The following is a 15,041-nucleotide window of genomic DNA, read 5'->3' on the forward strand; positions in this document are numbered from 1 at the left end:
GGGTCAGACGTTGCGGCGGTACTGGCCGCCCACCTCGAAGAAGGCCTCGGTGATCTGCTGGAGCGAGCAGACCCGGGTGGCCTCCATGAGGACGGCGAAGACGTTGTCGCCGTTCGTCGCCGCGTTCTTGAGAGCGGCCAGGGCATCGTGGGCCTGGTCGCGGTGGCCGGTGTGGAAGTCCCGCACGCGCTCCAGCTGGGACTGCTTCTCCTCCTCGGTGGCCCGGGCGAGTTCCAGCTCCTGAGGCCGGCTGTCGCCGCCGGGGCGGAGGAAGGTGTTGACGCCGATGATGGGCAGGGTGCCGTCGTGCTTGCGCTGCTCGTACAGCATCGACTCGTCCTGGATGCGGCCCCGCTGGTAGCCGGTCTCCATCGCGCCCAGTACGCCACCGCGCTCGCTGATCCGCTCGAACTCCTGGAGTACGGCCTCCTCCACCAGGTCCGTGAGTTCGTCGATGACGAACGATCCCTGGAGGGGGTTCTCGTTCATCGCCAGGCCCCACTCGCGGTTGATGACGAGCTGGATGGCCAGCGCACGCCGCACCGACTCCTCGGACGGGGTGGTGACGGCCTCGTCGTAGGCGTTGGTGTGCAGCGAGTTGGCGTTGTCGTAGATGGCCGTGAGGGCCTGGAGGGTGGTGCGGATGTCGTTGAAGTCCATCTCCTGGGCGTGCAGGGAGCGTCCGGAGGTCTGGACGTGGTACTTCAGCTTCTGACTGCGTTCGCTCGCCCCGTACTTCTCCTTCATCGCGACGGCCCAGACACGGCGGGCGACCCGGCCGAGGACGGAGTACTCGGGGTCCATGCCGTTGGAGAAGAAGAACGACAGGTTCGGGGCGAAGTCGTCTATGTGCATGCCCCGGGCGAGGTAGGCCTCGACGTAGGTGAAGCCGTTGGCGAGGGTGAAGGCGAGCTGGCTGATGGGGTTCGCGCCGGCTTCGGCGATGTGGTAGCCGGAGATGGACACGGAGTAGAAGTTGCGGACCTTGTGCGCGATGAACCACTCCTGGATGTCGGCCATCATCCGCAGGGAGAACTCGGTGGAGAACAGGCAGGTGTTCTGGCCCTGGTCCTCCTTGAGGATGTCGGCCTGCACGGTGCCGCGCACGTTCGCGAGCGCGTGGGCCCGCAGCTCGGCCGCTTCCTCGGGGGACGGGTCGCGGCCCTCGGCGGCTCGGAACTTCTCCGTCTGCTGGTCGATGGCGGTGTTGAGGAAGAACGCCAGGATCGTCGGCGCGGGGCCGTTGATGGTCATGGAGACCGAGGTCGTGGGCGCGATCAGGTCGAAGCCGTCGTAGAGGGCCTTCATGTCCGCGAGCGTGGCCACCGACACCCCGGACGTGCCGACCTTGCCGTAGATGTCGGGGCGTTCGTCCGGGTCGCGGCCGTAGAGGGTGACCGAGTCGAAGGCGGTGGACAGGCGGGTGGCCGGCTGGCCCTCGGAGAGCAGTTTGAAGCGCCGGTTCGTACGGAAGGGATCGCCCTCACCGGCGAACATCCGCGCCGGGTCCTCGCCTTCGCGCTTGAAGGGGAACACCCCGGCTGTGAAGGGGAAGTAGCCGGGCAGGTTCTCCCCGCGCCAGAACCGCACCAGCTCCCCGTGGTCGGTGAAGCGGGGCAGGGCGACGCGCGGGACCTTGTTGCCGGACAGGGACTCCCGGGTCAGCTTGGTGTGGATCTTCTTGTCCCGGACCGTCACCACCTGCTCGTCTCCGGAGTAGGAGGCGATGACGGCGGGCCAGTTGCCGATCTGCTCCGTGACCTGGTGCGGGAGCTGCTTGCGGGCGTCGTCGAGGAGCGAGCGCACGTTCGCCGCGTCGGAGCCGGCCTCGGCGAGCTCGTCCCTGACCGCCTCCAGGTACTGCACCCGCCTGGCCGCCTCGGCCAGTTGCGCGGTTTCTGCGTGGTAGGCGCGGATCGTGTCGGTGATCTCGGCGAGGTAGCGCACCCGGGCTGCCGGTACCACCTGCCGGATGCCGGAGGAGTGGCGTACTCCGACCGGTGCCAGCGCGCCCTCGGCCAGCGGCAGGCCCTTCTCGGCCAGGCAGGTCTTCAAGTGCTGGTAGAGCGCGGTGACACCGTCGTCGTTGAACGTCGCCGCCGACGTGCCGTACACCGGCATGTCCTCGGGCCGCATGCCGAACGCCTCGCGGTTGCGGACCAGTTGGCGGCCCACGTCGCGCAGTGCGTCCTGCGCGCCGCGCCGCTCGAACTTGTTGATCGCCACGACGTCGGCGAAGTCGAGCATGTCGATCTTCTCCAGCTGCGAGGCGGCACCGAACTCCGGTGTCATCACATACAGGGAGGTGTCGACGAACGGCACGATCGCCGCGTCTCCCTGGCCGATGCCCGGCGTCTCCACGATCACCAGGTCGAACCCGGCGGCCTTCACCACGTCGATGACGTCGGACAGGTGCTCGGGCAGCTCGCGACTGCCACGGGTGGCCAGACTGCGGAAGAAGACCCGGTTGCCGTCCAGGGAGTTCATGCGGATGCGGTCACCGAGCAGTGCCCCGCCGCCGCGGCGGCGGGTCGGGTCGACCGCGATCACGGCGATGCGAAGCTTGTCCTGCTGGTCGAGGCGGAAGCGGCGCACCAGCTCGTCCGTCAGTGACGACTTGCCCGAGCCGCCCGTGCCGGTGATGCCGAGCACCGGCATGACCCGTGCCGCGGCGGCGGCCCGCAGCCGCTCAAGGAGATCCGGGGGCAGCTTGCCCAGTTCCGCGCCGGTGATGGCGCGGGCGATCGCGAACCGGTCGCCTGCCAGCACGGCGGCCGCGTCGGCCGGCTTGCCGTCCCAGAGGTCGAAGTCGCAGTCCTTCACGACCGAGTTGACCATCCCGGCCAGGCCCATCCGCTGCCCGTCCTCGGGGGAGAAGATGGTCACCCCGCTGGCGCGCAGCCGGGCGATCTCCTCGGGCACGATGACGCCGCCTCCGCCGCCCACCACGCGGATGTGGTCGGCTCCCCGCGCGCGCAGCGACTCGACCAGGTACTCGAAGTACTCCACGTGCCCGCCCTGGTAGGACGAGACGGCGACACCGTGGGCGTCCTCCTCCAGAGCGGCGTCGACGACCTCCCGCACCGACCGGTTGTGCCCGAGGTGGATCACCTCGGCGCCTTGGGACTGGAGGATCCGCCGCATGATGTTGATCGACGCGTCATGCCCGTCGAACAGAGCCGAAGCCGTGACCAGGCGGACAGGATGCACGGGTCGGTGCAGAGCGCTCATGGAGGCCTTCCCGGACAGGGCGGGGGTGCTGCTGACGAAAGAGATACTAGGACGTCCTAGTAAATTGCTGGGGGTGATCGCCGTCACAGGTCGAGGACGAGACGAGTCCCGCACGAACGGGAGACACAGATCAGCATGGTGTCGCCGGCGGCCCGCTCGTCCTCGGTCAGCAGCGAGTCGCGGTGGTCGGGCTTGCCGTCGAGCACGTCGGTCTCGCAGGTGCCGCACGTGCCTTCCCGGCAGGAGAAGTCGACCGCGACACCGGCCTCCTCGACGGTTTCCAGGACCGAGCGGTCCGGCGGCACGGTGAGGGTGAGCCCGGACCGGGCGAGCTCCAGCTCGAAGGCCTCGGCCGGGCCGGTCGCGGCCGTCCGTACCGGGGCGAACCGTTCGACGCCCAGCGAGCCGGGAGGCCAGCCCCCGCAGTGTTCCTGCACCGCCTGCAACAGGGGTTCGGGACCGCAGGCGTGCACCAGCGTGCCCTCCTCGGGCACGCCGAGGTGGGCCGCGAGGTCCAGCAGGCCGTACTCGTCCTGCGGACGGATCAGTACCCGGCCCCCGTGCGGGGCGAGGCGGTCCAGGAACGCCATGGAGGTACGGGTGCGCCCGCCGTACAGCAGACGCCAGTCGGCCCCCGCGGCCTCCGCGGCCTCCACCATGGGGAGGATGGGCGTGATACCGACGCCGCCGGCGATGAACAGGTGGCGTGCGGCGGGCCGCAGCGGGAAGTTGTTCCGCGGCCCGCGGACCCGCACGGCGGCGCCTTCGCGCAGGTGGTCGTGGACGTACGCGGAGCCGCCGCGGCCGTGCGGCTCGCGCAGCACGGCGATCTGCCAGGAGTCGTGCGCGGCCGGGTCTCCGCACAGGGAGTACTGACGGATCAGATCGCCGTTTTCGCCGTCGGCGCCGGCCAGGAGTACGTCGATGTGGGCGCCCGGTGTCCAGGCGGGGAGGATCCCGCCGTCGGGGCGGCGCAGGGTGAGGGAGACGACGCCGTCAGCGGCGAGGGTACGGGCCGCCACGACAAGGGTCGTGTCGACCGAGGTCAGTTGGATGGTCATGATGGTTCGGCTCCGGGTTCAGTCCTGGGTCGGCACATGCAGCAACAGCGCGTCGCCCTGGCCGCCGCCCCCGCACAGGGCCGCCGCTCCGCTGCCGCCTCCGCGCCGCCGCAGTTCGGCCGCGAGGGTCAGCACCAGCCGGGCCCCGGTCATGCCGACCGGGTGCCCGAGCGCGATCGCTCCGCCGTTGACGTTCACCTTGTCGAGAGGGATGTCCAGCTCCCGGACGGAAGCCAGGGCCACTCCGGCGAACGCCTCGTTGATCTCGAACAGGTCCAGGTCGGCGGTCTTCAGCCGGCCGTCCCGGGACAGCGCGTCGCGGACGGCGCCGGCCGGCTGGACGAGCAGCGAGGGGTCGGGGCCGGCGACCGTGCCGTAGGCACCGATCTCGGCGAGTGGTGTCAGGCCCTCGAACCGGGCGCGCTCCGCGCTCATCACGACGACGGCTGCGGCGCCGTCGGAGAGCTGTGAGGAGTTGCCCGCGGTGAGGGTGCCGGCGCCGGAGAAGGCCGGCCTCAGGCGCCCCAGGCTCTCGGCGGTGCTTCCCGGCCGTACGCCCTCGTCGGTGTCCACCACCGTCTCGCCCCGCCGTCCCGCCACGGTGACGGGAGCGATCTCCCCGGACAGCGCGCCCGACTCCTGGGCGTGGGCGGCCCGTTGGTGGGACAGCGCGCTGTACTCGTCCTGCTCCTCGCGGGTCAGGGCGAACGGCCGCTGGTAGCGCTCGGTGGCCGCGCCCATGGAGACGCCGTCGAAGGCGCAGACCAGGGCGTCGCGGTCGAGGGCGTCCTCCGCCGCGGCTGAGCCGTACTTCCAGCCGGTGCGAGCCCCGCGCAGCAGGTGCGGGGCGCCCGACATGGACTCCATGCCACCGGCGAGGACCACCTCGTGGCGGCCGGAGGCGATCATGAGGTCGGCCAGGGCGATGGCGTGCAGACCGGACAGGCAGAGCTTGTTGACGGTGCTCGCGGGGACGGAGAACGGAATGCCGGCGCGGACCGCCGCCTGCCGTGCCGGGTTCGGGCCGGCCCCGGCCTGCACGACATGACCCATGACGACGGCTTCCACCGCCGCCGGGTCCAGACGGGCGGCGGCCAGTGCCGCGCCGATGGCGTGGGCGCCGAGGTAGACCGCGGACACGGTGCTCAGGGCACCCGCCAGCCTGCCGATGGGCGTCCTTGCTCCGGCGACGATGACGGATCCGGGCATGCCGGGGACCTCCTGGGGTCTGGGACGGGATCAGGCGACCGCGTCGACGGCACGTTCGGCGACCATGTGGGCCGTCTCGTTCACCGAGTGCAGGACGATCCGGCCGCCGGGCATGCGCCGCACCCGGCTGACGGACGTGTAGTCGGGGTGGAACCAGAACATCGTGGGCAGGCCGAGCACCGTCGCCAGATAGGTGTTGGTGATGCCGCCGTGGCACACGACCGCGACCCGCCCTCCGGGATGGGCGTCGAGGACGGTGTCCATGGCCCGCCCGGCACGGGCGCGGAAGGCGTCCCAGTCCAGCTCGGGCACGAAGTCCTCGTAGCGCCCCTCGGTGAGCGCCGCCGCCCGGGGATCGTCCGCGCCGATCTGCTCCGGTGGCATGTAGGGCTGAGTCACGTCGGTGTCCCACTCGCGCAGGTCGTCGAGGACGGTGGCGGTCATGCCGGTGAGGCGTTCCAGGGGTGCCACGGTCTCGCGGGCACGCCGATACGGGCTGGAGTACAGGGCGTCGACGTCCTCGTGCACGAGCCAGGCGGCGAGGCGCTCGGCCTGAGCGGTGCCCTCCGGTGACAGCCCCGGGTCGAACACGCCCGCCAGGGGGAGGCCGTGCCGGATGAGGAGGAGTTCGGTCATGGGTGGTCCTTACTGGGTGGGCCCGGCTCAGCCGGCGATGGTCCGTTCGGAGCGCCAGTACGGGCGGCGCATCGCGCGTTTGTCGAGCTTGCCCATCGCGTTGCGCAGCAGCTCGGGGACGAACTCGTACGACTTCGGGCACTTGTGGGCGGCGAGGTGCTCGCGGCAGAACCGGTCCAGCTCGTCGGCCGGCGGCTCGTCCGCCGCCACCACGACCAGCGCCCGCAGTGACTCGCCGAAGTCCGGGTCGGGCACGCCGATGACCGCGACCTCGGCGACCGCCGGGTGCCGGCGCAGGACCGCCTCGCTCTCGGCCGGGTACAGGTTCACGCCGCCGGAGACCACCACGTCCGCGGCCCGGTCGGTGATGAAGATGTAGCCGTCCGCGTCGACGTAGCCGATGTCGCCGAGCGTGAAGACGCCGGGGGAGAGATAGGCGGACCTGGTCTTGTCCGGGTCCGCGTGATAGCGGACGCCCTGGTCGCCGGGTGCCCGGAAGGCCAGCAGACCGCGTTCGCCGGGCGGCAGTCGCCGGCCGTCGTCATCGGTGACGAGGACCTCGAACGGAGCCCGGACGCGCCCGACCGAGCCCGGGTGCGCCAGCCACTCGGCGCTGCTGATGCGGGCCACGGTCCCCGCTTCGCTGGCGCCGTACGACTCGGTCAGCACCGGACCGAACCACTCGATCATGGCTCGCTTCACGTCCGGCGGGCACGCGGAGCCGGTGTGGGAGACCTGCCGCAGGCTGGAGACGTCGTACCGGGCGCGGACCTCCTCCGGGAGGGCGAGCAGCCGCTGGAAGTGGGTGGGCACCATCACCGTCGAGGAGACCCGCCACCTCTGCACCCGGCTGAGGAACGTCTCCGCGTCGTATCTGCCGAGGACGACCACCGGCTGACCGGCCGCCAGGTGCCGCAGCGAGGTCAGCGGCGCGTTGTGCTGGAGCGGCCCGCACACCAGGTGCGGCCCCGCGGGGAATCCGGGCCGGGCGGACATCGCGGCGAGGTAGGCGGCGCTGTCGGCGACCGGGCCGCTCACCCAGCGCACCTCGGTGCCGCGCGCCCGGCCGGTGGTGCCCGAGGTGTAGACGAGCGGAGGGCGGGCGGACCGGTCCGTCGGGACGGTGCGTCCGGCGGGTGCGGCCGCCAGCCACAGGTCCCAGTCGAAGGCGTGCCCGACGGCCGGCGTTCCGTGCGTCACCAGCGGCAGGCCCAGTTCCCGGGCCGCGTCCAGGGCCGCACCCGCCCCGGCGGGACCGGCGACGATCGCGGTCACGCCCGCGTCGATGATCTGGTCGACGAGTTCGCCCGAGGTGAGGTTCCGGGACGTGGCCACGGTCCCGACCCCGGCCCGCAGGCCGGCCAGATGGGCGACCAGAGTCGGGATCGCGTTGTCACCGAGGACGGCGACCCGGTCGTCGGGGCCGGGCGCGAACTCCAGCAGCCGTGCCGCCGCCCGCGCCACCTGGTCGGCGAGGCCGGACCAGGACAGCACGCCCAGGTCGTCCACCAGGGCGGGGTCCTCGGGTGTCTCCTGGGCGCGACGGTCGAGTGGCAGCAGCGACATGGCTCCTCCGGCGGCTCATCGGCCCTCTCCCGATTCGAGGGGAGAGGTGATGCGGAGACTGTAGCGTTTATCAAGAAAGTGCGGAACACTCTGATCCCAAGCGGAGGTATATCCGCATGCTCAAGGGGTTCCGCCAGTGCTCTTTGCTGTCCCCCTTACTGAATCTTTCGTCTGGTAAGTGTCCGAGGAGGAGTCATGCCCCAGCCCGATCCGGACGCATGGCGTACGCAGGTGCGGCAGTGGCTGGCCGGCGTGCTCGAACCGGCGCGGGCGCCGGAGTCCGCCGGAGAGGCCGCCGATCTCGCCGTGTTCCACAACCTCCCCGAGGACGAGGAACGCCTGCTGCTGGAGCGCTGCCGCGCCTATCAGCGGGCCCGCTTCGACGCCGGCTACCAGGCGCTGACCCTCCCCGTGGACAAGGGCGGTGCGGGGCTGACCGCCGCCCACGTGGCCGTCTTCGCCGAGGAGGAGTCCGCCTTCGAGGTGCCGCCCTCCACCGAGCTGATCAGCGTCACCGTGCGCCTGGTCGCGATGGCCGTCTCCCTCTTCGGGACGGCAGAGCAAGTCCGCGAGCACGCCCGCGCGTTCCTGCGCACCGACCTGCTGGCCTGCCAGCTCTTCAGCGAGCCCGGCGCCGGGTCCGACCTCGCCGCCGTGCGCAGCCGGGCCCGGCAGGCCGACGGGGACGAGTGGGTGATCGATGGCCAGAAGGTGTGGACCTCGGGCGCCCAGTTCGCCGACTACGGTCTGCTGCTCGCCCGGACCGACCCGGACGTCGTCAAACAGGCCGGCATCACCGCCTTCCTGGTCCCGATGGACGCCCCGGGCGTTCAGGTGCGCCCCATCCGGCAGATGAGCGGCGGCGCCTCCTTCAACGAGGTGTTCCTCAGCGGCGTACGCGTCCCGGACCGGCTCCGGATCGGGCGGCCGGGCCAGGGCTGGGAGGTCGCCACCACGACCCTCGCCTTCGAACGGACCGCCTCCGGCAGCGGCAACCGCCGCAAGGGCGGCACGTTCTCGGACGTGCTCGCGCTCGCCCGCTCCCTCGACCGCACCTCGGACCCGCTGGTCCGCCAGCGTCTCGCCGACCTGTACGTACGAGCCGCCCTGCGCGCGGCCACCGTGGACCGCGTCGCCAGGACGAGCGCGGCCGGCGGCCGGCCGGGCCCCGAGGCGTCGTTGACCAAGCTCATGGCCTCCGACCTGCTCACCCGCACGGGACAGGTCGCCGCCGAGTTGATGGGGGCGCGCATCAGCGCCGACACCGGGGAACCGGGCACCTTCGCCTGGACCCAGCACCTGCTCGGCGCCCCCGGCTACCGGCTGGCCGGAGGCACCGACCAGATCCAGCGCAACCTGATCGGCGAACGGGTGCTCAAGCTGCCGCCCGAGCCTCGGACGGACCGGGCGCCGTTCTCGCAGCTTCCCGGCAACTGAGGGACCGCTCAGCTACCGAGCTACCGGGACCGTTCCGGCAATCACAAAGGAGTGACATCGATGGATCTGGGACTGACAGGCGCGAAGGCGCTGGTGACCGGCGCGAGCCGGGGCATCGGCCGCGCGATCGCCGCGACCCTCGCGGCCGAGGGCTGCGCGCTGGCGCTGTGCGCCCGGGGCGAGGAAGGGCTGGCCAAGGCCGCCGCCGAACTGCGCGGCGAGGGGGCCACGGTGTTCGCGGAACCGGTCGACGTCACCGACCCGGCCGCCCTCGCGGGCTTCGTGCAGCGGGCGGCCGGCGAACTCGGCGGCCTGGACCTGCTGGTGTCCAACGTGTCGGCGGGCAACGTGAAGGGACCCGAGTCCTGGGAGGCCAGCCTGCGCGGCGACCTGATCCCGTTCGCGGGGCTCGTCGAGGCGGCCCTGCCGCATCTGGAGGCCTCCGACCGGGCCGCCGTCGTGGCCATCGGCACCACCAACGCCTCCGACACCGCGCGCCCGGCCGGAGCGAACTCCTACTCCGCGCTCAAGGCGGCCGTCGTCCAGCACGCCTCGGCCCTCGCGCACTCCCTCGCGCCGAAGGGCATCCGCGTCAACACCGTCTCGCCCGGCCCGATCGACTTCCCCGGCGGCGCCTGGGAGACCATCCGCACCAGCCGCCCGGAGGTGTACGAGGAGGTCCTCGCCAAGCTGCCGATCGGCCGCTACGGCACCGCGGAGGACGTGGCCGCGGCGGTGGCGTTCCTGCTCGGGCGGACCGGCTCCTTCTGCGTCGGGGTCAACCTCGTGGTGGACGGCGGGCTGCTCACCCGCGTCCAGTACTGAGCCGTGGCGGGCCCGGCCGGCCGCCTGGACGCCGTACTGGTCTGCGGCGGCCGGTGGCACGACTTCGACCACGCTCGGCTGCGGCTGCTGGAACTGCTCGGCGAGCATCCCCGGGTGCGCACCACGGTGTACCAGGACTACGACTGCGTGGCCGCGCTCGACAAGGCCGACCTGCTGGTCACCTACACCTGCGACGTCCGGCCCCGCCCGGCGCAACGGGCCTCGCTGGCCCGGTTCGTCGAGCGGGGCGGGCGCTGGCTCGCCCTGCACGGCACCAACGCGGTGATCGAGCCGTCGACGGGTGGCGGCACGCGGGTGTTCACGACTCCGCGGCTCCTCGGGGAACTGGCGGAGGTGCTCGGCAGTCAGTTCGTCGCCCACCCGCCGATCGAGCCTTACGAGGTGCTGGTGACCCGGCCCGACCATCCGCTGGTCGCCGGGATCGGGCCGTTCACGGTCACCGACGAGCTGTACGTGTGCGAGCTGCACGGTGAGCTGGAGGTGCTGCTGCACGCGGAGTACACGGGGCCGTGCCGCGGTTTCGCCGAGGGCGACACGGCGGCCCTCGACCGCGCGCCCCGGCCGGTGCTGTACCTCAAGCGCCACGGCCTCGGCGAGGTCTGCTACTTCACCCTCGGTCACTGCCGGGGCCGCTACGACGTGCAGGACCTCGGTGTGGACGACACCGGGCGCGTGGACGTGGGGCCCTGGGAAACACCGGAGTTCCTGACGGTGCTCCGGCGCTGTGTGGAGCGGACGGTGGGCGGGCGAAGCCCGGCTCGGTGAAGCGCGGGCCGTGGCGTGAGGGCTGGAGGACGCCCGGGGACTACCCCGGGTCGAGATCCGTCCGACCTGCGGATTGTCATGGACGGGACCTCGCATCAGGCGTACCGTTCCTCCGCGCGCGCTCTTTCGCGGGCCTTTTCGTTCTCCGCCCGTGGGGGGCCACCGCCTCGAACGGCAGACCGCCCCCGAAGCCGACGGCCAGCGTGCCCCCGCCGAGGCCGACGACCGTGACATCGCCCGCCACCGCCACCGACGCGGCGGCCACGGCGGGGGCGTGCCCCACGCGCCGGTACTGAAGTGCCTTCATCATCGGAGCTCCTTGCCGGTGGTCGAGTCCGGCCGGGTTCTCGCCCGGCGGCGCAGCACGGCGGGCAGGGCGATCCGCCCACCGGTGAGGACCAGCGCCACGATGAGGACCGAGCCGGTGAACAGGCTCGCGGCCCACTGCGCGCTGGTGGCGAGCCCGAGTCCGGTGATGCCGGTGCCGAGCAGCAGGACCGCGAGGACCGTGCCCCAGGCGTTGAAGCGGCCCGCGCGCAACTGGGTCGCCCCCACGAAGGCGGCGGCGTAGGCCGACAGCAGATACGGGGTGCCCGCGGTCGGTGATCCGGAGCCGACCGAGGCCGTGAAGACGACGCCCGCGAAACCGGACAGCAGCGCGGAGGCCACCAGGGTCAGAAAGCGCAGCCGGTCGGTGCGCACCCCCTGCAGCCGGGCCGCGTCGGCGTTGAATCCTGTCGCGTACAACCGGCGTCCGGTGGCGGTGTGTTCCAGCAGGAACCAGATGGCGAGGGCGGCGAGCAGCAGATACAGCACCGGCAGGGTGACACCGCCGGCGTCCAGCTGGGCGAGGCTCGCGAACGGCTCGGCGAGCAGCCGCACACCGGTGATGGAGCTGTCGTTGGTGACCATGGTGATCAGGGACTGGATCAGCGCGCCGGTGGCCAGCGTGGCGATGAACGAGTCGACGCGCAGGACCACCACCACGATGCCGTTGACGACCCCGACCAGCAGCGCGGCGGTCATCGCCAGGACGATCGCCGCGCCGGGCCCGAACCCCGTGGAGACCATGAAGTAAGCGGTCAGCACGCTGGTCAGCGACATGGTGAAGGCGATGGAGAGGTCGAAGACGCGTGCGGCCAGCGGTGGTACGACGCTCAGCGCGACCAGACCTGCCACGGCGTTGCCGTTCAGTACCTGCTTGACCGTGATGGTGGTCGGGAACGTGTCCGGCGCCCAGACGGTGAAGAGCACGACGATGACCAGCCACACGTACACGGCGCCGATGTTCCGGAACGACAGGGCGGCCGCCGCCCGTCGGACCGGTGTCCCCGGCACGGACACCGCGGACCTCTCCGGTAGGGACGGCGGAACTTCCGCGGCCCGGGTCGGGGTGGACGTCATGTCACTCGGTTCCTTCCATGGCGTGCACGAGCGCGGACTCGGTGATGTCCCGGCCGCTGATCTCCCGCGCGATCCGGCCGTCCCGCACCACCAGGACGCGGGTGCACAGCGCGAGCAGGTCCTGCGTGTCGGAGGAGGACACGAGGACGCCCATGCCCTCGTCGGCCTGACGCTCTATCAGGTCGTACAGCTGAAGGCGGGTGGCGATGTCCACGCCCGCCGTGGGTTCGCACAGCGCCAGGACCGGCGGCCGCCCGGCCAGGCAGCGGGCCATGACGACCTTCTGCTGGTTGCCGCCGCTCAGCGTGGTGATCCGGACCCCGGGCCCGGCCGTACGCACCCCGACCCGCCGTATCCAGTCCTGCGCCAGGGCGGACTCGCGCCGTCGGCGCAGCCGCCCGGAAGGGGAACGCAGCCGGTCCAGGAGCGGCAGGGTGAGGTTTTCGCCGACCGAGAAGTCTCCGATCACTCCCTCGCCCGCCCGGTCCGCCGGGACCAGGGGAAGGCCCAGACCGCCGGCGTCACGCGCCTCGGTCCACCGCTCGGAGCGTTCCGGCAGCCGCAGCCTGCCGCTCACCCGCCCGGCATGGGCGCCGCACACCGCGTACGGCACGATCTCGTGGCCGGAGCCGACCAGGCCGGTGATGCCCAGGCGCTCGCCCCCGGCCAGGTCGAAGCCGACTCCCCGCAGTGGCCCGGCCCACAGGTCGCGGACCTCCAGCACGGGGTCGGCAGGGCCGGAAGGAGGTGCAGGACGGTGGGTGGTCTCCATGTCCTCGCCCGCCATCAGCTCCGCCAGCAGGCGCGGAGTGAGTTCGGCGACCGGACGGGTAGCGATCCGGCGCCCGCCGCGGATCACGGTGACCCGGTCGGCGAGAGCGAAGATCTCGTCCATCCGGTGCGAGACGTACAGGACACCGGCGCCGGCGTCGCGGACCTCCCGCACGATGTCGAAGAGGCGGGCCACCTCGCCGGGCGGGAGTACGGCGGTGGGCTCGTCGAGCACCAGGACCCCGCGGCGGCCCTCCCAGCCCTGCAGTGCGGCGGCGATGGCCACCACCGTGCGCTGGACGGGGGTCGCCGTCGCCAGGGGCTTGCGTACGTCGATGCCGAGGCCGAACCGTTCGACGAGGGCGCTGGTCCGCCTCTCCATCTCCGGCCAGCGGATGTTGCCGAAGGCCGTGCGGGCGAAGCCGTGGCTGAGCGCGAGGTTGTCGATGGCGCTCAGCTCGCCCACCAGACCCAGCTCCTGGTGGACGAAGCGCAGTCGGTCGTGGCGGGAAGCCGTGACCTGGCCGAGGTCGAAGGGCTCGCTGTCGAGTTCGGCCACCGCACCCGGCTCGGCGTGGTGGTAGCCGGCGAGGATCTTGATGAGGGTGGACTTGCCGGAGCCGTTGGGGCCGATCAGGGCGTGGATCTCGCCGGGCATGACCTCGAGATCGACGTCCTTCAGCGCCTGGGTGCCGCCGAATCTCTTCGACAGGGCGGCCACCCGCAGCACCGGCCCGGTCAACTCAGTCCCCACAGCGCCTTGAACTGCTTCCGGTAGTCCTCGACGATCGGGAAGTCGCCGTCGGCGGAGGGCAGGTTGTCCTTGGTGACGAGCATGTTGGGCAGCGCCGCCTTCTGGTCCACGGCCATGGGCTGGCCGGTGAAGTGCCGGGCGAGTGCGTCGGCCTGGAGCCAGGCCGTCTCGTGCGAGTTCAGCGCCATCGCGCCGTCGGTGAGACCGCTCTGGATGTACTGGTAGTTCTGCGCGTCACCGACGTTGACGACGATGTGCTTGCCGGTGATCCCGGCGGTCTTCAGCGCGGCCGGCACGCCGACGTTGAGCAGGCCCAGGGAGAAGACGACATGGGTCACCTTCGGGTGCGACCGGAGGTACGAAACCACGCGGTCCGGCATGTCCTTGCCCACCGCGGTGATCGGCACGTCGACGTTGTCCAGCGCGCAACCGGCGCACCATTCCTCGTACTTGGCCGCGAAGGAGTCCTTGACGGGCTTGAGGATCGTGTAGGCCGGCAGATCGAAGTAGACGGTGTTCGCCTTGGCGCCGCTGTTCGACACCACCCATGAGGCGAGCATCTGGCCCTGGACGCCGACGTCCTTCGGCCCGTTCTTCAGCAGGGAGATGCCGTCGCCCGTCACGTCGTCGGCGTTCGACTGGATGACGGGGATGCCGGCCGCCTTCAGCTGTGCCAGCTGCTTCGCGTAGACGGCACGGGGGAAACCGGAGGCGACGACGGCGTCCGGCTTGTCGCGTACGGCCTGCTCGTAGGCGGCCTGGACGGACTCCGGAGTGCCCTGGGTGGCGATCTGCTTGACCTGCCAGCCGAGTTCCTTCGCGGCCTCGGTGAAGAAGTCGGCGAGGTCCTTGCAGGACTGGACGCCGCAGAGGATGAAGTCGATCTTCTTGCCCTTGGGGATCGCCTTGCCCACGGGCTCGGTCACGGAGATCGTGGTCGGGCGCTCGGAGTACTTCGCCAGGGCTGCGCGGGCCGCCGTCAGGCCGGGGGAGCCGGGCACACCCGCCTGTGTCGAGTCGGCAGCCGGAGTGGCGCCGGTGCCGCATGCCGCCAGGGCGAGCAGGGCGGTGAGGGGAAGGAACGCGGTCAGGGCGCGGCGGACCGCGCGACGGGGTCTGGAACTCATCGTTGAGCACTCCCGTGGTGTGACGGAGAAACTTATGAGGCACTACAGCCTCAAGTGGGTCGGAGTGTGGCATGCCCCAGCGGGCTTGGGGAGAGGGCTACCGCAAGATATTCCGGAACAACGCTGCGAAAACGCGGTGACCTCGGAAGGTGTGGAGATCGTCCGCTGGCGCGAGTATTGCTCCTGACTGCCAGCGGTAACTACACTCACTCTAAAGTTTCTGCCGGAGGAGAG

The 15,041-nt window shown here is 71.5% G+C and carries 11 protein-coding genes; 3 read left to right on the forward strand and 8 right to left on the reverse strand.

The window, feature by feature from the left end; genetic code table 11:
- Positions 1 to 3 precede the first annotated feature (3 nt).
- The 5 genes from icmF to PV963_RS40440 all read right to left on the reverse strand — a co-directional run bounded on the left by icmF (position 4) and on the right by PV963_RS40440 (position 7,703).
- Positions 4 to 3,231 carry a fused isobutyryl-CoA mutase/GTPase IcmF gene (icmF, locus tag PV963_RS40420; protein ID WP_274821406.1) on the reverse strand — a complete coding sequence of 1,076 codons (3,228 nt, stop codon included), beginning with the start codon at positions 3,229 to 3,231 and terminating at the stop codon, positions 4 to 6.
- Positions 3,232 to 3,314: 83 nt separating this feature from the next.
- Positions 3,315 to 4,292, reverse strand: a complete 978-nt coding sequence (locus tag PV963_RS40425) for a PDR/VanB family oxidoreductase (protein WP_274821407.1) — start codon at positions 4,290 to 4,292, stop codon at positions 3,315 to 3,317.
- Between the two features lie 18 nt (positions 4,293 to 4,310).
- Entirely contained in the window at positions 4,311 to 5,501 is a 1,191-nt protein-coding gene (locus PV963_RS40430; RefSeq protein ID WP_274821408.1) for an acetyl-CoA C-acyltransferase, read from the reverse strand.
- Positions 5,502 to 5,531: 30 nt separating this feature from the next.
- A complete protein-coding gene (locus PV963_RS40435) occupies positions 5,532 to 6,137 on the reverse strand; it encodes a histidine phosphatase family protein (RefSeq protein ID WP_274821409.1) in 606 nt (201 codons plus the stop codon).
- Positions 6,138 to 6,164: 27 nt separating this feature from the next.
- Positions 6,165 to 7,703, reverse strand: coding sequence for an AMP-binding protein (locus PV963_RS40440; protein WP_274821410.1), 1,539 nt, complete (start codon positions 7,701 to 7,703; stop codon positions 6,165 to 6,167).
- Between the two features lie 195 nt (positions 7,704 to 7,898).
- Here PV963_RS40440 and PV963_RS40445 point away from each other — a divergent pair, with 195 nt between their 5' ends.
- From PV963_RS40445 to PV963_RS40455, 3 genes are read left to right on the forward strand one after another with little or no spacing between them, the layout of a single operon-like run.
- Positions 7,899 to 9,140, forward strand: a complete 1,242-nt coding sequence (locus tag PV963_RS40445; protein ID WP_274821411.1) for an acyl-CoA dehydrogenase family protein — start codon at positions 7,899 to 7,901, stop codon at positions 9,138 to 9,140.
- A 60-nt stretch (positions 9,141 to 9,200) separates the two neighbouring features.
- A complete protein-coding gene (locus PV963_RS40450; RefSeq protein ID WP_274821412.1) occupies positions 9,201 to 9,965 on the forward strand; it encodes an SDR family NAD(P)-dependent oxidoreductase in 765 nt (254 codons plus the stop codon).
- Positions 9,966 to 9,968: 3 nt separating this feature from the next.
- Positions 9,969 to 10,751, forward strand: coding sequence for a ThuA domain-containing protein (locus PV963_RS40455; RefSeq protein WP_274821413.1), 783 nt, complete (start codon positions 9,969 to 9,971; stop codon positions 10,749 to 10,751).
- A 306-nt stretch (positions 10,752 to 11,057) separates the two neighbouring features.
- Here PV963_RS40455 and PV963_RS40460 read toward each other — a convergent pair whose 3' ends face one another.
- From PV963_RS40460 to PV963_RS40470, 3 genes are read right to left on the reverse strand one after another with little or no spacing between them, the layout of a single operon-like run.
- The gene (locus PV963_RS40460) at positions 11,058 to 12,155 is read right to left on the reverse strand and encodes an ABC transporter permease (RefSeq protein ID WP_274821414.1); all 1,098 of its coding nucleotides are present in this window, start codon (positions 12,153 to 12,155) and stop codon (positions 11,058 to 11,060) included.
- A 1-nt stretch (position 12,156) separates the two neighbouring features.
- Positions 12,157 to 13,680, reverse strand: coding sequence for a sugar ABC transporter ATP-binding protein (locus PV963_RS40465; RefSeq protein WP_274821415.1), 1,524 nt, complete (start codon positions 13,678 to 13,680; stop codon positions 12,157 to 12,159).
- On the reverse strand, positions 13,665 to 14,807 hold the full coding sequence (locus tag PV963_RS40470) for a sugar ABC transporter substrate-binding protein (RefSeq protein WP_274821416.1): 1,143 nt from the start codon (positions 14,805 to 14,807) through the stop codon (positions 13,665 to 13,667). The genes PV963_RS40465 and PV963_RS40470 overlap by 16 nt, the downstream gene beginning before the upstream one ends.
- Positions 14,808 to 15,041: the final 234 nt, after the last annotated feature.

This window comes from Streptomyces coeruleorubidus, assembly GCF_028885415.1.
Classification (GTDB): domain Bacteria; phylum Actinomycetota; class Actinomycetes; order Streptomycetales; family Streptomycetaceae; genus Streptomyces; species Streptomyces coeruleorubidus_A.

Excerpts from the sequence above, each read along its gene's own strand:
- PV963_RS40470 (WP_274821416.1), bottom strand. The coding sequence starts at position 14,807 with ATGAGTTCCAGACCCCGTCGCGCGGTCCGCCGCGCCCTGACCGCGTTC.
- PV963_RS40460 (WP_274821414.1), bottom strand. The coding sequence starts at position 12,155 with ATGACGTCCACCCCGACCCGGGCCGCGGAAGTTCCGCCGTCCCTACCG.
- PV963_RS40440 (WP_274821410.1), bottom strand. The coding sequence starts at position 7,703 with ATGTCGCTGCTGCCACTCGACCGTCGCGCCCAGGAGACACCCGAGGAC.
- PV963_RS40445 (WP_274821411.1), top strand. The coding sequence starts at position 7,899 with ATGCCCCAGCCCGATCCGGACGCATGGCGTACGCAGGTGCGGCAGTGG.
- PV963_RS40425 (WP_274821407.1), bottom strand. The coding sequence starts at position 4,292 with ATGACCATCCAACTGACCTCGGTCGACACGACCCTTGTCGTGGCGGCC.
- icmF (WP_274821406.1), bottom strand. The coding sequence starts at position 3,231 with ATGAGCGCTCTGCACCGACCCGTGCATCCTGTCCGCCTGGTCACGGCT.
- PV963_RS40430 (WP_274821408.1), bottom strand. The coding sequence starts at position 5,501 with ATGCCCGGATCCGTCATCGTCGCCGGAGCAAGGACGCCCATCGGCAGG.
- PV963_RS40435 (WP_274821409.1), bottom strand. The coding sequence starts at position 6,137 with ATGACCGAACTCCTCCTCATCCGGCACGGCCTCCCCCTGGCGGGCGTG.
- PV963_RS40450 (WP_274821412.1), top strand. The coding sequence starts at position 9,201 with ATGGATCTGGGACTGACAGGCGCGAAGGCGCTGGTGACCGGCGCGAGC.